Source organism: Nocardia farcinica (genome assembly GCF_001182745.1).
Lineage (GTDB): Bacteria > Actinomycetota > Actinomycetes > Mycobacteriales > Mycobacteriaceae > Nocardia > Nocardia farcinica.
Genome location: NZ_LN868939.1, coordinates 452366 through 469532, shown reverse-complemented (window position 1 = coordinate 469532; position 17167 = coordinate 452366). Strand labels below are relative to the sequence as shown.

Here is a 17167-nt window from a genome sequence, read left to right as displayed (position 1 = left end):
GAACTCGTGATGTCCATTCCCACCCTGGAACGTTCCGTCGCGCGGGTCGCCCCGGCGCGCGTCCGCACTCCCCGCCCCGTCCTCCCGCCCGAACTGCGCATCAGCGACAACCCGGCGGCGGCCGTGCTGCGCGCCGCGACCGGCGGACCGGTCTCCCGCGACAACGCCGCGCGCACAACGGGACTCAGCATCGCGACGGTGAACCGCCAGGTCTCGGCGCTGCTCGCGGCCGGGCTGCTGCGCGAGCGCCCCGACCTCACCACCCCCGGCGCCGTCGGCCGGCCGCGGGTGCCCTTCGAGGTCGACCACGACAGCTACCTCACCCTCGGCATCCACATCGGCGCGGCCGCCACCAAGATCGTGGCCGCCGACCTGCGTGGCCGCATCATCGGCGGTCTGGCCATCGCCACGCCGCAGACCGGCCAGGACTTCGCCACCACCACCATCGCGCGCAGCGCCAAAGCCTTTCTGCGCCGCTGGCATCGCCGTCGCGCGCTGTGGGCGGGCGTGGCCATCGGCGGGCGCGTCGACCCAGTGAGCGGCAGCGTCGACCATCCGGCGCTTGGCTGGCAGGGCGCGCAGCTCGGCGCGGTGCTGGCCGAGGTGCTGGAACTGCCGATCTCGGTCGCCCCGCACGTCGAAGCGATGGCGGCCTCCGAACTGCTGCTGCCCACGCCGCAGCCGGACCGGGCGCACGAGCGCGGCGCGGGCCTGTTCTTCTACGTCCGCGAAACCGCCGGTGTGGCGGTCACTCTCGACGGCCGCGTGCACACCCCGAGCAACGGCCCCGGCTCGATCGCGCATCTGCCCACCGGTTCGGACGTGGTGTGCGCGTGCGGCCGGACGGGCTGCCTCGAGGCCACCGTCGGCGACCGGGCGCTGGTGGCCCGCGCCGTCGGACGGGGCATCATCCCGGCCCACAACGGCACCGGCGGCTCCACCATCGCCGACCTGCACCGTGCCGCCGCGGAGGGTTCGGCGGCCGCGCACGAACTGCTGGTCGAGCGGGCCACGATCCTCGGCAACGCCGTCGCGCTGGTCAGCGACATGCTCAACCCGGACCGGGTGATCCTGGGCGGGCAGGCGTTCACCGGCTACCGGCCCGGCGTCGCGCACGTCGCCAAGGCGTTCCGCAGTGCCTCGGCGCTGCCGCCGACCGACATCAGGATCAGCGGATTCGGCGGGAAGGTACAGGAATTCGCGGCCGTGGTCGCCTCGCTGAGCACCCTCTACGCCGACCCGCTCGCGGCGATGCGGCGGCTCGCGGTCGACTGAGCCGGGCGGGCCCGCCGCGTACTCAGTGACTCGTCTCGCTGAAGAGCCCCTCCAGGGCGGTGATGAAGTACGGGAAGTGCGCGGCGAAGCGGTGCAGGTCGCGATCGCGTTCGTAACCGCCGAACCAGTAGAGGCCGGGCTGGGCGTCGGCGGCGGGGTTCAGCTGGCGGAAGGCGCGCACCCAGTTGTCGGCCCGGCCGCCGACCACGGTGTAGGGCAGGGCGCGGGAGAACACCGTCTCCTGGTCGGTGGGCGGGATCTGCTCGGGGCGGGTCGCGTCCAGCCCGCGTTGGAGGGCGCGCACGCGGCCGGCGATCCTGCTGCCCGCCGCGGTCCGCGACGGCAGGTACTTCGGCAGCAGCACCAGCGCCACGCCCGCGAGCAGGATCGCGACGCCGACCAGCGCGTAGCCGGCGGTCACCGCGAGCCCCACGGTGGCGGCCAGGCCGGCCACCACGAGCGCGCCGCCGAGCCAGACCGCCGGGCCGGGGCGGGAGCGATCCACGAAGGCGCCGCGCGCGACGGCGTCGGCGATCATCGCCGCGCGCACCGGCCCGGCCTGGACGCGCCCGCGCAGTTCGCCCATCGTCACCGCGTCCACCCCGTCCGGCAGCAGCGCGGTGTACACCGCCTTCTCGAAGTCGCGCAGCTGGTCGTCGGGGGCGTTGACGCGGGTGATGCGCCAGTCGTTCTCGGCGATCTGCGTCACCCACAGATAGCGCCGCACCGCCAGATCCACCACGGTGGCGGCGATGTCGACCGGGTCGACATGCTCGTCGAGCAGCAACCCGGCCTCGCCGGGCAGCACGCCGTCGGGCGCGGTGAACCGCACCTGGCCGTCCTCCCGCGCCAGCGGATCGAACACCTCGGAACCGGTTGTCGCCGCGGCGTTGTCGCGCCGGGCCCGCCACACCAGCGCGGCCAGGCCCGCCAGCAGTGCCAGCAGTGCGCCGAACGCGGCGAGCACCGGACCGCTGAGCGAGAACGGGCCGGGGCCGCTGTGGTCGATCACGTCGGCGTTGGCGGGGACGGTACCCGGCGGCAGTTGCACGGTGAGGTCGATCGCGTCACCCTTGCGCAGATCGGTCTGTTCGAGATGCAGCACCCCGATCGCCTCGGTGCGGACGTCGGCGCACGGGCGGGTGTTGCCGGGCGGGCCGAGCGTGCAATCGACGATCGCCAGTTCGTAACTGGGGGCCACCAGCGCGGCGCTGATCGCGGCGATGTCGGTGTCCACCACGCCGAGCCAGTGGAACACCTGGCTGCTCGGGGCGTCGCCGACGGTGTTGTGCACGGCGTAGCGGAAGGTGGATTCACCCGGCGGCGCGACCAGGGTGAACCGGTCGTCGGCGGTGGTCGCGCTGCCGACGCCGCCGGTCTCCACATCGGTGACCCGGAACCGGCGTTCCACGTCGGGCTCGACCTGCAACCGCAACGGCAGCGACATCCGGAACTCGGCGCCCTCGGGCACCGACACCGTCTCCTCCACCCGCAGCACGCCCTCGCGATCGAGGACCAGATCGGCGGTGATCACCACGCCCGCGGGCGCGGGCTGGGCCTGGGCGACCGGAGCTGCGGCCACGCTCGCCGCGGCGGCGAGAAGCAGCGCGCTCGCGGCGGCCCCCCGAAAAGTAAGCACGGCTGCCTACTCTAGACAGGTTGCTATCCTTCGTCAGCGGCTGTCGGCGACATGAGACGAGGGGGTACGGGGGAGTGACCCAACCACCGTACGGCTACGGACCGGTGCCACCCGGCGGGCACCCCGTACCACCGCCCCCGAACCAGGGTGGCCGCCCGGGATACGGGCCGCGTCCCACGCCGCCGCCCCGCCACGGCCAGCGCCCCGGGTACGGACCGCCCCCGGGATACGCTGCGCCGCAAGGATATCCGGCCCCCCGCGGCTATGCGGGGCCGCACGCCTACTCCGCCGCACCGGGTTACGGCCCGCCGCAGGCGTATCGGCCGCCGATGCCGCCGCCCATGCCCTACGGCCCGCCCGGGCGCGCGCCGATGCCTCCGCGCAAACGCGGCGGCGGGCGCGTGTTGGCGCTACTGCTGGTGGTGGCGGTGGTGATCGTCGGCGGACTGGTGCGCGCCGCGATCCGCTTCGACGGCCCCGAGCATCGCGCCACCGGCCCCGACCCGAGCTTCACCTACACCCCCGACGGCTCGCCGGGCGTCTCCGAGACGGCCACCAACCCGCTGCTCACCGACCCCGACGCCACCCTGCTGCCCGCCGACTGCGACTACGCGCCGTGGGGCACCCAGGTCGACACCGCGCGCCGGTTCTTCGAAAGCGCCGCGGCCTGCCTCGAGGACGCGTGGCAGCCGGTGCTGGCACAGGTGAACCTGCCGTTCACCCCGCCCGCGCTCAACGTCAGCGCCACCACGGCGGGCATCTCCACGCCGTGCACCGGCAGCACGACCAATTTCGCCGCCTTCTACTGCCCGGCGAACAAGACCATCTACATGCCGATCAGCCAGCTGCAGACCGACCTGTTCAAGGACAACTGGGTCATCTACCTGTCGGTGTTCGCGCACGAGTACGGCCACCACGTGCAGGCGATGTCGGGGATCCTGCGCAAGGCCAACAGCGAGCGGGTCGACGCGGGCACGCGTAGCGAACGCGGGCTCGAACTCTCCCGCCGGATCGAATTGCAGGCGCAGTGCTTCGACGGCATGTACCTCGGCTCGGCGCAGGACGGCGGCGCGCTCACCACCGCCCAGATCGGTCTGGCCGTCCGCGACGCCGGCGGTCGCGGTGACGGGCCGACCGACTCACCCGACCACGGCAGCCCCGACAACAGCGGCGCGTGGTTCGAGCTCGGCGTCGAGCACAATCGCACCGCGCAGTGCAACACCTTCAGCGCGCCGGCCGCGGCGGTCGGCTGAACCACCGGCTCCCCCCGGGGCACGTCGGTGCCCGGCAGTAGTCTCGGGCTGTGGCTCTGTACCGGAAGTACCGACCGGCAACCTTCGCTGAGGTGGTGGGGCAGGAACACGTCACCGAACCGCTCAGCACCGCACTCGACACCGGCCGCATCAACCACGCGTACCTGTTCTCGGGTCCGCGCGGCTGCGGCAAGACGTCCTCGGCGCGGATCCTCGCGCGCTCGCTGAACTGCGAGCAGGGCCCCACCTCGACGCCGTGCGGGGTGTGCGCGTCCTGTGTGGCACTGGCGCCGGGCGGGCCGGGCAACCTGGACGTCATCGAACTCGACGCCGCGAGCCACGGCGGCGTCGACGACACCCGCGAGCTGCGCGACCGGGCCTTCTACGCGCCCGCCGAATCCCGCTACCGGGTGTTCATCGTCGACGAGGCGCACATGGTGACCACCGCGGGCTTCAACGCACTGCTGAAGATCGTGGAGGAGCCGCCCGCGCACCTGATCTTCATCTTCGCCACCACCGAGCCCGACAAGGTGCTGCCGACGATCCGCTCGCGGACGCATCACTATCCGTTCCGGTTGCTGCCGCCCGCCACCATGCGCGGACTGCTCGGGCGCATCTGCGAGCAGGAGCACGTCACCGTCGAGGAGGCGGTGTATCCGCTGGTCATCCGTGCCGGTGGCGGTTCGCCGCGCGACAGCCTCAGCGTGCTCGACCAGCTGCTGGCGGGCGCGGGACCAAAGGGCGTCACCTATCACCGCGCGGTGGCGTTGCTCGGCGTCACCGACGTCGCGCTGATCGACGACGCGGTGCAGGCGCTGGCCGACGACGACGGCGCCGCCCTGTTCGGCACGGTGGATCGGGTGATGGAGGCCGGGCACGATCCGCGCCGCTTCGCCGTCGACCTGCTCGAGCGCTTCCGTGATCTCATCCTGCTGCGCGCGGTGCCCGACGCGGTGGAACGCGGCCTGGTCGCCGGCCCCGAGGACGTGCTCGACCGGATGCGCGAGCAGGCCGAGCGGATCGGCCCGGCCACCCTGACCCGCTATGCCGAACTGCTGCACGAGGGGCTGGGCGAGATGCGCGGCGCCACCGCGCCCCGCCTGCTGCTCGAGGTCGTGTGCGCGCGGATGTTGCTGCCCGCCGTCTCCGACGCCGAATCCGCGACCTTGCAGCGACTGGAACGTCTCGAGCGCGGCATGGCGGGCGGTGTGTTCACCCCGCCCACGGCCCCCGATCCGAGCGGGGAGGCCGGCCCCGCGGTCCCGCGCCCCGGCAACGAGCCGCCGCGCCGGCGCGGTGCCGAGGCGCTCGCGGCATTGAAGCAGAGCAAGGCCAAAGACGACGAGCGGCGGCCGGGCGATGCCGAGCCGAATCCACCGGCGAGTGCCGGAACCGGGGAGTCCGGGCAACCGGAGGCCGCGGTCGACGGCGGTGGTCCTGGCACCACGGCAGGCCCGGCCGACGAGCAGCGGCGAGCCGTCGACGAGCCGTCGCCGGACATCACCGGCGATGCGCGCGCGGTTCGCCCGGAGGCGGCCCGCGCACCCGCGACCGCCGATGCGCCGCCGGCCAACGGTCCGGCCGCCGACCCGCCGCCGGATGTCACCGGCCCCCGTGCGGCCGGTGACGGCGACAGCCGGGCAGCCGGCCCCGAGGCGGGCCGGACAATACCCGCCCAGCCGCGCGGGGCTGCCGATCCGGCTCCGGAAATCCATGAGGCACAAGAGGTTCCGCCGGCCGATCGGCCCTCCGAACCGGCCGCGACACCCCGGGACGACGACCTGCTGCGTGCCGTCGAAGGGGCGTGGGCCGACATCCGCGCGAAGGTGCGCGAGTACAGCGCGACGATGCAGGCGATGCTCTCCGGCGCTTCGGTGGCGCGCATCGAGGGGTCGGCGATCGTGTTCGCTCATCCGTCGCCGGTGCTGGCCGGACGGTTGTCCGAGCCGCGCAACATCGACGCGGTCCGCGCGGCGGTGCGGGCGGTGCTCGGACACGATCACGAGATTCGCTGGGAGAGCGGTGCGGCGGTGAAGCCCGCACCCGCGGCGAACCGGGGCAAGGCGGGCGGTGCACCCGCGAACCGCGGGGGACAGGTGCGTGGTCAGGGTGCCGCGCGGTTCTCCCGACCCAGCCAGGCCGGCGGCGCGGCGGCGGAGGCCGCGGGCCGGGCGAAGCGCTCCGCGCCAAGCGGTGACGACGATATTCCCCCGCCCGACTACCCCGACCTACCCGACGATCCAGGGCCGGGGGACTATCCGCCGCCCGATCCGGTGCAGACCGACGGCGCCGACGGCGGCTATCCACCCGCGGCGGTGCCCGGTCCGCTCACCGCCGAGGAGGAGCAGGAGATGCTGGCCGAGGCGGCCCGGCCGGTCGCCCCGGAGGACCGGCGTGACCCCGACGAGGTCGCCCTGGAATTGCTCCGCGCTGAGCTCGGTGCCACACGGCTGGACGGTTGACAACCACCGCCTCGACGTCGTTAAGTTAACCGGAGTTCGCACACCGGCGCTAGTATGAACGGGTGGCCGCGAGCTCCGATACGACGAGGTTCTATGGTATGCCCAGACGCGCGGGCGGCCAGAGCGAGCGTCTATCGTGGCGTGCCGAGATTTGTACAGCGTCAGGACGGTCGGTCGCACGGCCGGTCGGCGAGGTGATCCGCGTCGGTGCCGCACACCGCGGCGCGGGCGCACCTTAAGGAAGGAAACACTCCGATATGACCACAGAGGCCTACATTTACGAGGCCATCCGCACTCCGCGCGGCCGCGGCAAGAAGAACGGTTCGCTGCACTCGGTCAAGCCGATCGATCTGACTGTTGGTCTGATCCAGGAGCTGCGCAGCCGCTTCCCCAACCTCGACGAGGACCGGATCTCGGACGTGATCCTCGGTGTGGTCGCGCCGGTGGGTGACCAGGGCGCCGACATCGCGCGCACCGCCGTCACCGTCGCCGGCCTGCCCGACACCGTGGGCGGTTTCCAGCTGAACCGCTTCTGCGCCTCGGGTCTGGAAGCGGTCAACCTCGCCGCCCAGAAGGTGCGCTCCGGCTTCGACGACCTCGTCATCGCCGGTGGTGTCGAGTCCATGTCCCGCGTGCCGATGGGCTCCGACGGTGGCGCCTGGGCGCTGGACCCGGCCACCAACTACGACACCTACTTCGTGCCGCAGGGTGTCTCCGCCGACCTGATCGCCACCATCGAGGGCTTCAGCCGCGAGGACGTCGACGCCTACGCGGTGCGCTCGCAGGAGCTGGCCGCCAAGGCCACCACCGGCGGCTACTTCGCCAAGTCGATCGTTCCGGTCAAGGATCAGAACGGCCTGGTCGTGCTGGACCGCGACGAGCACATGCGGCCCGGCACCACCCTCGAGGACCTGGCCAAGCTGCAGCCCTCCTTCGCCATGATCGGTGAGATGGGCGGCTTCGACGCGGTGGCGCTGCAGAAGTACCACTTCGTGGAGAAGATCAACCACGTCCACCACGGCGGCAACAGCTCGGGCATCGTCGACGGCGCCGCGCTGGTGCTGGTCGGCTCGGAAGAGGCGGGCAAGGCCTCCGGCCTGACCCCGCGCGCCCGCGTCGTCGCGACCGCCACCAGTGGCGCCGACTCCACCATCATGCTGACCGGCCCCACGCCGGCCGCCAAGAAGGTGCTCGCCAAGGCGGGCCTGACGCTGGACGACATCGACCTGGTCGAGATCAACGAGGCGTTCGCCTCCGTGGTGCTCAAGTTCCAGAAGGACCTGAACATCCCGGACGAGAAGCTGAACGTCAACGGTGGCGCCATCGCGATGGGCCACCCGCTGGGCGCCACCGGCGCCATGATCACCGGCACCATGGTCGACGAGCTGGAGCGTCGCAACGGCCGCTACGCGCTGATCACCCTGTGCATCGGCGGCGGCATGGGCGTGGCCACCATCATCGAGCGGGTCTGATCCCCACCGGTCACTGATTCAACAAGGAGACACACAGCTGTGAGCGAAACCAACATGATCGGTTGGGAGAAGGATTCGGACGGCATCGTCGTACTGACGATGGACGACCCGAACCAGGGCGCCAACACGATGAACGAGCTGTACAAGAAGTCGATGACGGCGACCGTCGACCGGCTGGAGGCCGAGAAGGACGACATCACCGGTGTCGTGCTGACCTCGGCGAAGAAGACCTTCTTCGCCGGTGGCGACCTGAAGAACATGATGAAGGTCGGCCCGGACGACGCGCAGGCGCTGATGGCCGAGCTGACCGAGATCAAGTCGGCGCTGCGCCGGCTCGAGCAGCTCGGCAAGCCGGTCGTGGCCGCCATCAACGGCGCCGCGCTGGGCGGCGGCCTGGAGATCGCGCTGGCGACCCACCACCGCATCGCCGCGGACGTGCCGGGCTCGCAGATCGGCCTGCCCGAGGTGACCCTCGGCCTGCTGCCCGCCGGTGGCGGCATCATCCGCACCGTGCGCATGCTCGGCCTGCAGAACGCCCTCATGCAGGTGCTGCTGCAGGGCCAGCGCAACAAGCCGGCCAAGGCCAAGGAGATCGGCCTGGTCGACGAGCTGGTCGGCTCGATCGAGGAGCTGGTGCCCGCCGCCAAGGCGTGGATCAAGGCCAACCCCGACGCCGGTGTGCAGCCGTGGGACAAGAAGGGCTTCAAGATCCCCGGCGGCACCCCCGCCAGCCCCGGCTTCGCGGCCAACCTGCCCGCCTTCCCGGCCAACCTGCGCAAGCAGCTCAAGGGCGCCAACATGCCCGCCCCGCGCGCCATCATGGCGGCCGCGGTGGAGGGTTCGCAGGTCGACATCGACAACGCGTCGCTGATCGAGTCGCGCTACTTCGTGCACCTGCTCACCGGCCCGGTCGCGAAGAACATGATCCAGGCGTTCTTCTTCGACCTGCAGGCGATCAACAACGGCGGTTCGCGTCCCAAGGACGTGCCCAAGCGGGAAATCAAGAAGGTCGGCGTGCTCGGCGCGGGCATGATGGGCGCGGGCATCGCCTACGTCTCGGCCAAGGCCGGCTACGAGGTCGTGCTCAAGGACGTCTCGCTGGAGGCGGCCGAGCGCGGCAAGGGCTACTCGGAGAAGATCGAGGCCAAGGCCCTCTCCCGTGGCAAGACCACCGAGGAGAAGTCCAAGGCGCTGCTGGACCGGATCAAGCCGACCGCGGACGCGGCCGACTTCGCCGGTGTCGACTTCGTCATCGAGGCCGTCTTCGAGAACACCGAGCTCAAGCACAAGGTGTTCCAGGAGATCGAGGACATCGTCACCCCCGACGCCCTGCTGGGCTCCAACACCTCCACCCTGCCGATCACCGGTCTGGCGACCGGCGTGAAGCGCCAGGAGGACTTCATCGGCATCCACTTCTTCTCGCCGGTCGACAAGATGCCGCTGGTGGAGATCATCAAGGGTGAGAAGACCTCCGACGAGGCGCTGGCCCGGGTGTACGACTACACCCTCGCCATCAAGAAGACCCCGATCGTCGTCAACGACAGCCGTGGCTTCTTCACCTCGCGCGTGATCGGCACCTTCGTCAACGAGGCGATCGCCATGCTGGGCGAGGGCATCGAGCCCGCGACCATCGAGCAGGCCGGTTCGCAGGCGGGCTACCCGGCGCCGCCGCTGCAGCTGTCCGACGAGCTCAACATGAAGCTCATGCTCAAGATCGCCAAGGAGACCGAGGAAGCGATCAAGGCGGGCGACACCAAGCTGGGCACCGAGCGGCACCCGGCCATCGACGTCATCGAGTGGATGGTCGGCGAGGGTCGTCCGGGCCGCCTGGAGAAGGCCGGCTTCTACGAGTACGACGAGAACGGCAAGCGCCTCGGCCTGTGGCAGGGCCTGCGCGAGCACTTCAAGACCACCGCCGGTTTCGACGTGCCGTTGCAGGATCTGATCGACCGCATGCTGTTCGCGGAGGCGATCGAGACCCAGAAGTGCTTCGACGAGGGTGTGCTGGAGACCACCGCCGACGCCAACATCGGCTCGATCTTCGGCATCGGCTTCCCGGCCTGGACCGGTGGTGTGCACCAGTTCATCGTCGGCTACCCGGGCGGCCAGGAGGCCTTCGTGGCCCGCGCGGACGAGCTGGCCGAGAAGTACGGCCAGCGCTTCCAGGTGCCCGCGTCGCTGCGTAAGTAGGTCGCCGCGCCGGTAGGCACAGAGCCCGTCACCGTGTTCCGGTGGCGGGCTCTTCGCTGTCTCCGGCGGCGCGCGACCCGCGTGTGGAACTCCACCAAACCGCGACCCTGCCGCGCTACGTTGGAGATGCGCAGGCAATTCGGGCTCGCGGCGGCTGCCCCGGGTCCGACGTCGTCGGCACGAGGTGGTCAAGGTGAAGCGTCAGTCGCGTTCGGCAGGTTCCGAACCCGAAGCCGCCCAGGACGATTCGAGCGACCGGGAGGCCGATGCCGGTCGCGCCGACGCCGCGCCCGCGGGCAGGCACAACGAACCGACCCAGCGCAACGAACCGATCGGTATCGCCGACGAACTCGAGGCTGCCGGACTGTCCGGTGCGGTGGAGATCGGCCGCGGTGGTTTCGGCGTGGTGTATCGGTGCCTGCAGACCGCACTGGAGCGCGTCGTCGCGGTCAAGGTGCTCCCACCGGACATGGACGCCGAGAGCCGCGAGCGGTTCCTGCGCGAGGAGCAGGCGATGGGCAGGCTCTCCGGCCACCCGAACATCGTCGACATCCTGCAGGTCGATGTCACCGCCAGCGGGTTGCCGTTCATCGTGATGCCCTACTGCACGCACGGTTCGCTCGAACAACTCATCCACGAGCAGGGTCCGCTGGGTTGGGCCGACACGCTGCGCGTCGGGGTGAAGCTGGCGGGGGCCATCGAGAGCGCGCACCGCGCGCAGATCCTGCACCGCGACGTCAAACCGGGCAACGTGCTGCTCAGCAGTTACGGCGAACCGCAGCTCACCGATTTCGGGATCGCGCGTATCCCGGGCGGTTTCCGCACCTCGAGCAGCATGATCACCGGCTCGCCCGCCTTCACCGCGCCCGAGGTGCTCAAGGGCGAGGAACCGACCGTGCGCTCGGACGTCTACGGGCTGGGCGCGACGCTGTTCGCGCTGCTCACCGGGCACGCCGCGTTCGAGCGGCAGGCCGGGGAGAAGGTGGTGGCGCAGTTCCTGCGGATCACCACCCAGCCGGTGCCCGACCTGCGTGAGCAGGACATTCCGGCGCCGGTGGCCGAGGCGATCGAGCGGGCCATGTCGCCGGATCCGCAGCAGCGGCCGGAGTCGGCGTTCGAGTTCGGGGAGATGCTGCGCGCGGCCCAGCGCGCCCTCGGGCAGCTGCCCGACGAGATGGCGTTGCTGGATACCGCGGTGCTGCTCGACGACCTGGGCGAGGTACGGGCGACCGAACCCCATCCCTCGATCCGGACCCAGTTCTCCACCCGGGCCAGGCCGTCGGTGACGGCGCGGCGCAGCTGGCCGTTGACGCTGCGGCCGAACGTCTCCCAACATCCGCCGGGCGCCACCAGCACCACCCCGCCGCCGACCGCGGCCACCAAGTTCCGGCCACCGACGCCGGCCAGGGCGCCGGTGCCGCGCCCGCGCCTGCTGGAGGTGCTGCGGGCGGGCGGGCGGCGCAGGTTGGCGTTGATCCACGCGCCCGCGGGGTTCGGCAAGAGCACCGTCGCCGCGCAGTGGCGGGCCGAGCTGACCGACCAGGGTGTCCCGGTGGCCTGGATCGGGCTGGACCACGACGACGACAACGAGGTGTGGTTCCTGGCGCACCTGCTGCAGGCCATCCACCGGGTGCGGCCGGCCATCGGCGCGGGTCTGGACCAGGCGCTCGAGGAACGCCCCGCCGACGCGGTGGCCTTCGTGATCAGCACGCTGATCGACGAGGTGCACGCGGGCGGGGAGACGATCGTGGTGGTGATCGAGGACTGGCATCGCATCACCGATCCCGGCGCCCACCGCGCGATGGCGGCGCTGCTGGACAACGGCTGCCATCACCTGCGGTTCGTGGTGACCAGCCGGGACCAGTCCGGGCTGCCGGTGAACTCGATGCGGGTGCACGACGAGCTGGTGGAGATCGGTTCGGCGCAGCTGCGGCTGACCCGCGCCGAGACCGGGCAGATCCTGGTGGAACGCAACGGCTTCGAGCTCACCGACAAGCAGGTCGAGCAGATCCACCGGGTGACCGACGGCTGGCCGGCCGCGGTGCAGCTGGTCAGCCTGGCGTTGCGCGGCAACCCCGACCCGCAGCGGCTGATCTCCGCGCTGCCCGAAGGCGGCCACGGTATTCGCGAGTATCTGGCCGAGAACGTCCTGGACACGCTCGAACCGCGGATGCTCGACTTCCTCACCGCGATCTCGGTGACCGAGCGGGTCAACGCCTCGCTGGCGGCGGCGTTGTCCGAGGACAGTGAGGCCGAGCTGCTGCTGGCGCAGGCCGAGCAGCGCGAGCTGTTCCTGCGCCGCATCGAACACGACCCCGAGTGGTACCGGATGCAGCCGTTGTTCGCCGAGCACCTGCGCGCCCGGCTCGAGCGCACCGACGCGGCGCAGCTGCGGGCGCTGCACCGCAAGGCGTCCCGCTGGTACGCCGAGCACCAGTTCCTGCGCAAGTCGGTGGACCACGCGCTCGCCGCCACCGATCTCAAGCTGGCGCTGGATCTCGTCGAGGGCGGCGGCATGGACCTCATCGACGGCTCCCGGCTGGCCACGCTGCTCGGCACCGTCTCGAAACTGCCGGTGCAGCAGGTGACCTCGCGCTCCAAGTTGCTGATGGCGGTGGCCAGGGCGAATGTCAACCTGCAGCAGTCCGGCGCGGCCCGCAGCGCCCTCGGCAAGCTCACCAACATGCTGCCCGGCGGCAGCGGCGAGGACGAGACGAACCGGCAACGCTGCGAGGCCGCGGTGCTCGCGGCGGCCGACGCGGTCACCCGCGATCAGACCGACGGCGTGCTCGACCAGGTGGCCGACTGCCTGGACAATCCCGACGACCTGCCCGCCTGGACCGTCTCCACCGCGGCGAACGTGGTCTCCTACGTGCGGTTGTGCACGTTCGACTTCGACGGTGCGCGGCAGATCCAGGAGTGGGCCCAGCCCTATCACGAGAAGTCCAAGGATCCGCTGGGGACGGTGTTCGGATTGTGCGCGCAGGGCGCGGCCGCCTACGAACAGCTCGACATCCCCGGGGCGAACGATTATTTCGAGCGGGCGTGGGAGGTCGCGCACAGCCGGGCGGGTCCGCGTTCCCACGGCGTGCGGGTGGCCTCGGCGATGCTGGGCGAGTTGACGTACCGGGCGGGTGATCTCGCCACCGCGGACCGGTTGCTCGACGAGAGCCACCAGCTGGTGACCAGGGTCGGCACCGTCGACTTCCTGCTGGCGACCTTCGTGACCGGCGCGCGGGTCAAGGCCGTGCGCGGTGATCTCGCGACGGCGGCGGCGCGGCTCGAGGAGGGCGAGCGCATCGCCCGCGAGTACGAGCTGCCCCGCCTCGCCGCGCACGTGCGCGCCGAACGGCTGCGCCTCGGACTTCCGGTGGAGCCCGCGACCGAGAGCGGGCCGGGGCCCGGCCTGCGCCGGGCCACCGGGGTGGCGGCGCTGATCGCCGAGGCCGAGGAGACCGCGGCCGTGCGCGCGATGCTGGCCGCGCGCCCCTCGCACACCGACGACGCGCCGGTGCGGCGAGCCCGCGCGCTCTACGGGCGCACCACCGAGCAGGGTCGCCCGCGCGCCGAACTCGACACCGCGCTGCTGCTGGCCGAGACCCTGGCCGCGTCGGGCTGGGTGGGGGAGGCCACGGCCATGCTCGTGCCCGCCGCCCAGGTGTGCGCGCGGCTGGGCTGGCCACGGCCGCTGCTCGACGCCGGACCCCGCGTGGTCGCGATCCTGCGGGTACTCCGCGGTGAACTGCACCTGAGCCCCGAGAACGCGGATGAGACGCGACTCCCCACCCACTTCCTCGACGAGGTGCTCGGCTGAGCGGGTCAGCGGCCGGAGGCGGTAGCGCAGCGTCACCACGCAGGCCGCCCCGCTCAGCCGAAATCAGGCACAGCTGAGCGGGTCAGCGGCCGGAGGCGGTAGCGCAGCGTCACCACGCAGGCCGCCCCGCTCAGCCGAAATCAGGCACGGCTGAACGGGTCAGCGGCCGGCGGCGGTAGCGCCTTTCGCTAGGGCTTCCACCAGGGGCGCAGCGGCACCGTCCAGTCGCCGTCGGCGGGCAGCTTGACGCCGAGTACCTGGTGCAGCTGCACGACATTGCGCTGGAAGCCCAGCCGCGAACCGGCCATGTACAGGCCCCACACCTTGGCGGTGCCCTCGCCGACCTCGGCGACGCAGGCGTCCCAGTTGGCGACCAGGTTCTTGCACCATTCGTGCAGCGTGAGCGCGTAGTGCTCGCGCAGGTTCTCCTCGTGCAGCACCTCGAGTCCGACGTTCTGGATGTCGGAGATGATGCGCCCGGAACCGATCAGTTCGCCGTCGGGGAAGACGTAGCGGTCGATGAAGTCACCGGCCTTGGTGCTGCGGGTGTTGTCCGGGCGGGTGATGCAGTGGTTGAGGAACAGGCCGCCGTCGCGCAGCTTGCTCTTGATGTAGCCGAAGTAGAACGGGTAGTTGTGCACGCCGATGTGTTCGGTGAGCCCGATCGAGGACACCGCGTCGAAATCGGTCTCCGGCACGTCGCGGTAGTCGCAGTGGCGCACCTCGGCCAGGTCGCCCAGGCCCTCCTCGGCGATCTTCTTCTGCGCCCAGTCGGCCTGCTCGGCCGACAGCGTCGCGCCGATCACGCGCACTCCACGCCGGGCGGCATAGCGCACCATGCCGCCCCAGCCGCAGCCGATGTCGAGCAGCCGGTCGCCTTCCTTCAGCCGCAGCTTGTCGAAGATCAGCCGGTACTTGTTCTCCTGCGCCTGCTCCAGGGTCCAGTTCTCGTCGCCGTAGACCGCGCAGGTGTAGGTCATCGAGGGGCCGAGCACGTACTCGTAGAAGGTGTTCGAGACGTCGTAGTGGTGGTGGATCGCCTCGGCGTCGCGGCCCTTGGTGTGCCGCAGGCCCTCGAAGGCGATGCGGCGCCAGCGCGGCAGGGTCTCCTGCGGCGGCGGCGCGACCGGCTTGAGCCGCTCCCAGCCCAGCGAGCGGGCGATGGTCACCAGCGCCAGCGCCGAGGGCCGCCGGAACTTCATGTTCTGCAGGGCCTTCAGCGCCTCGTACGGGTCGCCCGGGTGGACCCCGCCCGCGGTCATGTCGCCGGAGATGTAGGCGCGCGCCATACCGAGGTCGCCCGGCGCGGTCGCCAGGTAGTTGATGCCGCGCGGGGTGCGGATGTCGAGGGAATACCGCGAATCGGCGGGTCCGGTCGAGCTGCCGTCGTAGGCGGTCAGCCGGATCGGGACCTCGCCGTCGATCAGGGTCTCGAAGATCTCGGCAATGCTGAGCTTGGTACCGAGATCCGCGAAGACGTCGGAACGGTCCTTGAATGTCGTCATTTGCGTTGCACCGCCTTCGAATACAAATCCAGCAGGCGCTGGTCCGGGTCGTAGCGTTTCTTCAGTTCGGTGTAGCTGTCGCCGCCGTACAGTGCCGCGAACTCATCCTTGTCGTAATACGAATCCGAGTACAGCGATTTGTGCCCGTCGAACTCGGTCACGGTGCGTTCGATCGCGCGGTTGGCCGCGCCCTCGGGTTGGCCGGGGACGGTGGGTACCGCCGACCAGAATCCGACGTTCACGTAGGTGCGGTCGCGCTCGAGCGGGTACAGGGGCCAGGCTCGCGTGCCGGCCGCCCCCGCGCCGGACACTGCCGGACCCTCGGCGCGCAGCCGCAACGGGCACAGCCAGATCGGCTCGATCGGGATCTCACGCAGGAACCACGACACGAAGTCGGCGGTGCGCTCCACCGGCACCTCGATGTCCTGCACCACCCGCTCGCGCGGGGGGTTGCCCTTGCGCGCCTCGATCTTGTCGCCGATGTGGTACTTGTGGTCGAGCGCGACCAGCTTCCAGTAGAAGCTGCTGCGCCGGTACCGCTTCGGCCAGAACCGGCGGATCTTCGGGTTCTGGGTGCCGAAGGCGCGCGAGCACCAGAACCAGTCGGTGTCCCAGCGCCACAGGTAGTCGTGGACGGTCAGCCGGTCCCGTTTCGGGTGCGGCGAGTCGTGCTGGATGGAGCGGTAGTAGATGTCCATCCCGGTGTAGTCGCTGACCGGGCCCGGTTCGTCGGTCTGCCTGCCCAGGGTCAGGTAGCTCTCGGTGGCGGTGAACACCACGCCGTCGAGGTAGTCGACGCGCTCGCCGTCGTAGCTGCGGTCCTCGACGACGGCGGCGATGGCGGCCTCGAGCTCGCGCAGGTCGTGGAAGCGCACGTGCCGCAGCGCCACGTAGCGCGGCACCGGCTCCAGTTCGATCTTCAGCCGGACGGTGTAGCCGAGGGTGCCGTAGGAGTTCGGGAAGCCGCGGAACAGGTCGGCGTGCTCGCCGTCCGGTGTCACGGTGAGGATCTCGCCCGCGCCGGTGAGCACGTCCATCTCCAGCACGGACTCGTGCGGCAGGCCGTTGCGGAAGGAGGTGGACTCGATGCCGAGCCCGGTCACCGCGCCACCCAGGGTGATGGTCTTGAGTTGCGGCACCACCAGCGGCGCCAGCCCGTAGGGGAGGGTGGTCGCGACCAGATCCTCGTAGGTGGTCATGCCCGCCACGTCGGCGGTGCGTGCCTCCGGGTCCACGGCGATGACCCGCGTCAGGCCGGAGACGTCCAGTCCGGGCGCCGGGTTCGCGGCCCTGGCCCGGAACAGGTTGGAGGTCTTCTTCGCCAGGCGCACGGTGGCCTCGGGCGGGATGGCGTGGTAACTCGCCAGAAGGCGGTCCACACCCGCTCGATGCGCGGCATACCCTGATTCGCGTGCGGCCGGAGTGTGACCGGCCTTCCCCAGACTCACTGCCACCCCTCGACGCTAGTACTCCCGTCGCGGGCGGGCCACCACGAGGTACCCGGCCGGGGAGAAATGTCACGGAGATGTTGCATCGGGAATACCCGGTGGTCACGGC

Annotated in this window: 9 protein-coding genes; 6 read left to right on the top strand and 3 right to left on the bottom strand. The window is 71.0% G+C overall.

Features of this window, described 5'->3' with window-relative positions:
- The first annotated feature begins 9 nt into the window (after positions 1-9).
- The gene (locus tag AMO33_RS19270; protein ID WP_060593805.1) at positions 10-1275 is read left to right on the top strand and encodes an ROK family transcriptional regulator; all 1266 of its coding nucleotides are present in this window, start codon (positions 10-12) and stop codon (positions 1273-1275) included.
- A 22-nt stretch (positions 1276-1297) separates the two neighbouring features.
- Here AMO33_RS19270 and AMO33_RS19265 read toward each other — a convergent pair whose 3' ends face one another.
- The gene (locus tag AMO33_RS19265) at positions 1298-2914 is read right to left on the bottom strand and encodes a DUF2207 family protein (RefSeq protein ID WP_060593804.1); all 1617 of its coding nucleotides are present in this window, start codon (positions 2912-2914) and stop codon (positions 1298-1300) included.
- Between the two features lie 329 nt (positions 2915-3243).
- Here AMO33_RS19265 and AMO33_RS19260 point away from each other — a divergent pair, with 329 nt between their 5' ends.
- The 5 genes from AMO33_RS19260 (at position 3244) to AMO33_RS19240 (ending at position 14105) form a co-directional block, all read left to right on the top strand.
- Entirely contained in the window at positions 3244-4167 is a 924-nt protein-coding gene (locus AMO33_RS19260; RefSeq protein ID WP_060593803.1) for a neutral zinc metallopeptidase, read from the top strand.
- Between the two features lie 50 nt (positions 4168-4217).
- Positions 4218-6629 carry a DNA polymerase III subunit gamma and tau gene (locus tag AMO33_RS19255; protein ID WP_060593802.1) on the top strand — a complete coding sequence of 804 codons (2412 nt, stop codon included), beginning with the start codon at positions 4218-4220 and terminating at the stop codon, positions 6627-6629.
- A gap of 257 nt (positions 6630-6886) precedes the next feature.
- Complete coding sequence (locus AMO33_RS19250) at positions 6887-8101, top strand: acetyl-CoA C-acetyltransferase (RefSeq protein ID WP_011206814.1); 1215 nt, start codon at positions 6887-6889, stop codon at positions 8099-8101.
- Positions 8102-8140: 39 nt separating this feature from the next.
- A complete protein-coding gene (locus tag AMO33_RS19245; protein ID WP_011206815.1) occupies positions 8141-10291 on the top strand; it encodes a 3-hydroxyacyl-CoA dehydrogenase NAD-binding domain-containing protein in 2151 nt (716 codons plus the stop codon).
- 193 nt (positions 10292-10484) lie between these two features.
- On the top strand, positions 10485-14105 hold the full coding sequence (locus tag AMO33_RS19240; protein WP_179946655.1) for a serine/threonine-protein kinase: 3621 nt from the start codon (positions 10485-10487) through the stop codon (positions 14103-14105).
- Positions 14106-14293: 188 nt separating this feature from the next.
- Here AMO33_RS19240 and AMO33_RS19235 read toward each other — a convergent pair whose 3' ends face one another.
- Positions 14294-15610, bottom strand: a complete 1317-nt coding sequence (locus tag AMO33_RS19235) for a class I SAM-dependent methyltransferase (RefSeq protein ID WP_060593801.1) — start codon at positions 15608-15610, stop codon at positions 14294-14296.
- Complete coding sequence (locus AMO33_RS19230; RefSeq protein WP_060593800.1) at positions 15607-17064, bottom strand: FAD-binding oxidoreductase; 1458 nt, start codon at positions 17062-17064, stop codon at positions 15607-15609. The genes AMO33_RS19235 and AMO33_RS19230 overlap by 4 nt, the downstream gene beginning before the upstream one ends.
- Positions 17065-17167 lie beyond the last annotated feature (103 nt).

What these genes read in the sequence shown, in the direction of transcription:
- AMO33_RS19250 (WP_011206814.1), top strand. Translation starts at nt 6,887, where the DNA reads ATGACCACAGAGGCCTACATTTACGAGGCCATCCGCACTCCGCGCGGC.
- AMO33_RS19260 (WP_060593803.1), top strand. Translation starts at nt 3,244, where the DNA reads ATGCCGCCGCCCATGCCCTACGGCCCGCCCGGGCGCGCGCCGATGCCT.
- AMO33_RS19270 (WP_060593805.1), top strand. Translation starts at nt 10, where the DNA reads ATGTCCATTCCCACCCTGGAACGTTCCGTCGCGCGGGTCGCCCCGGCG.
- AMO33_RS19235 (WP_060593801.1), bottom strand. Translation starts at nt 15,610, where the DNA reads ATGACGACATTCAAGGACCGTTCCGACGTCTTCGCGGATCTCGGTACC.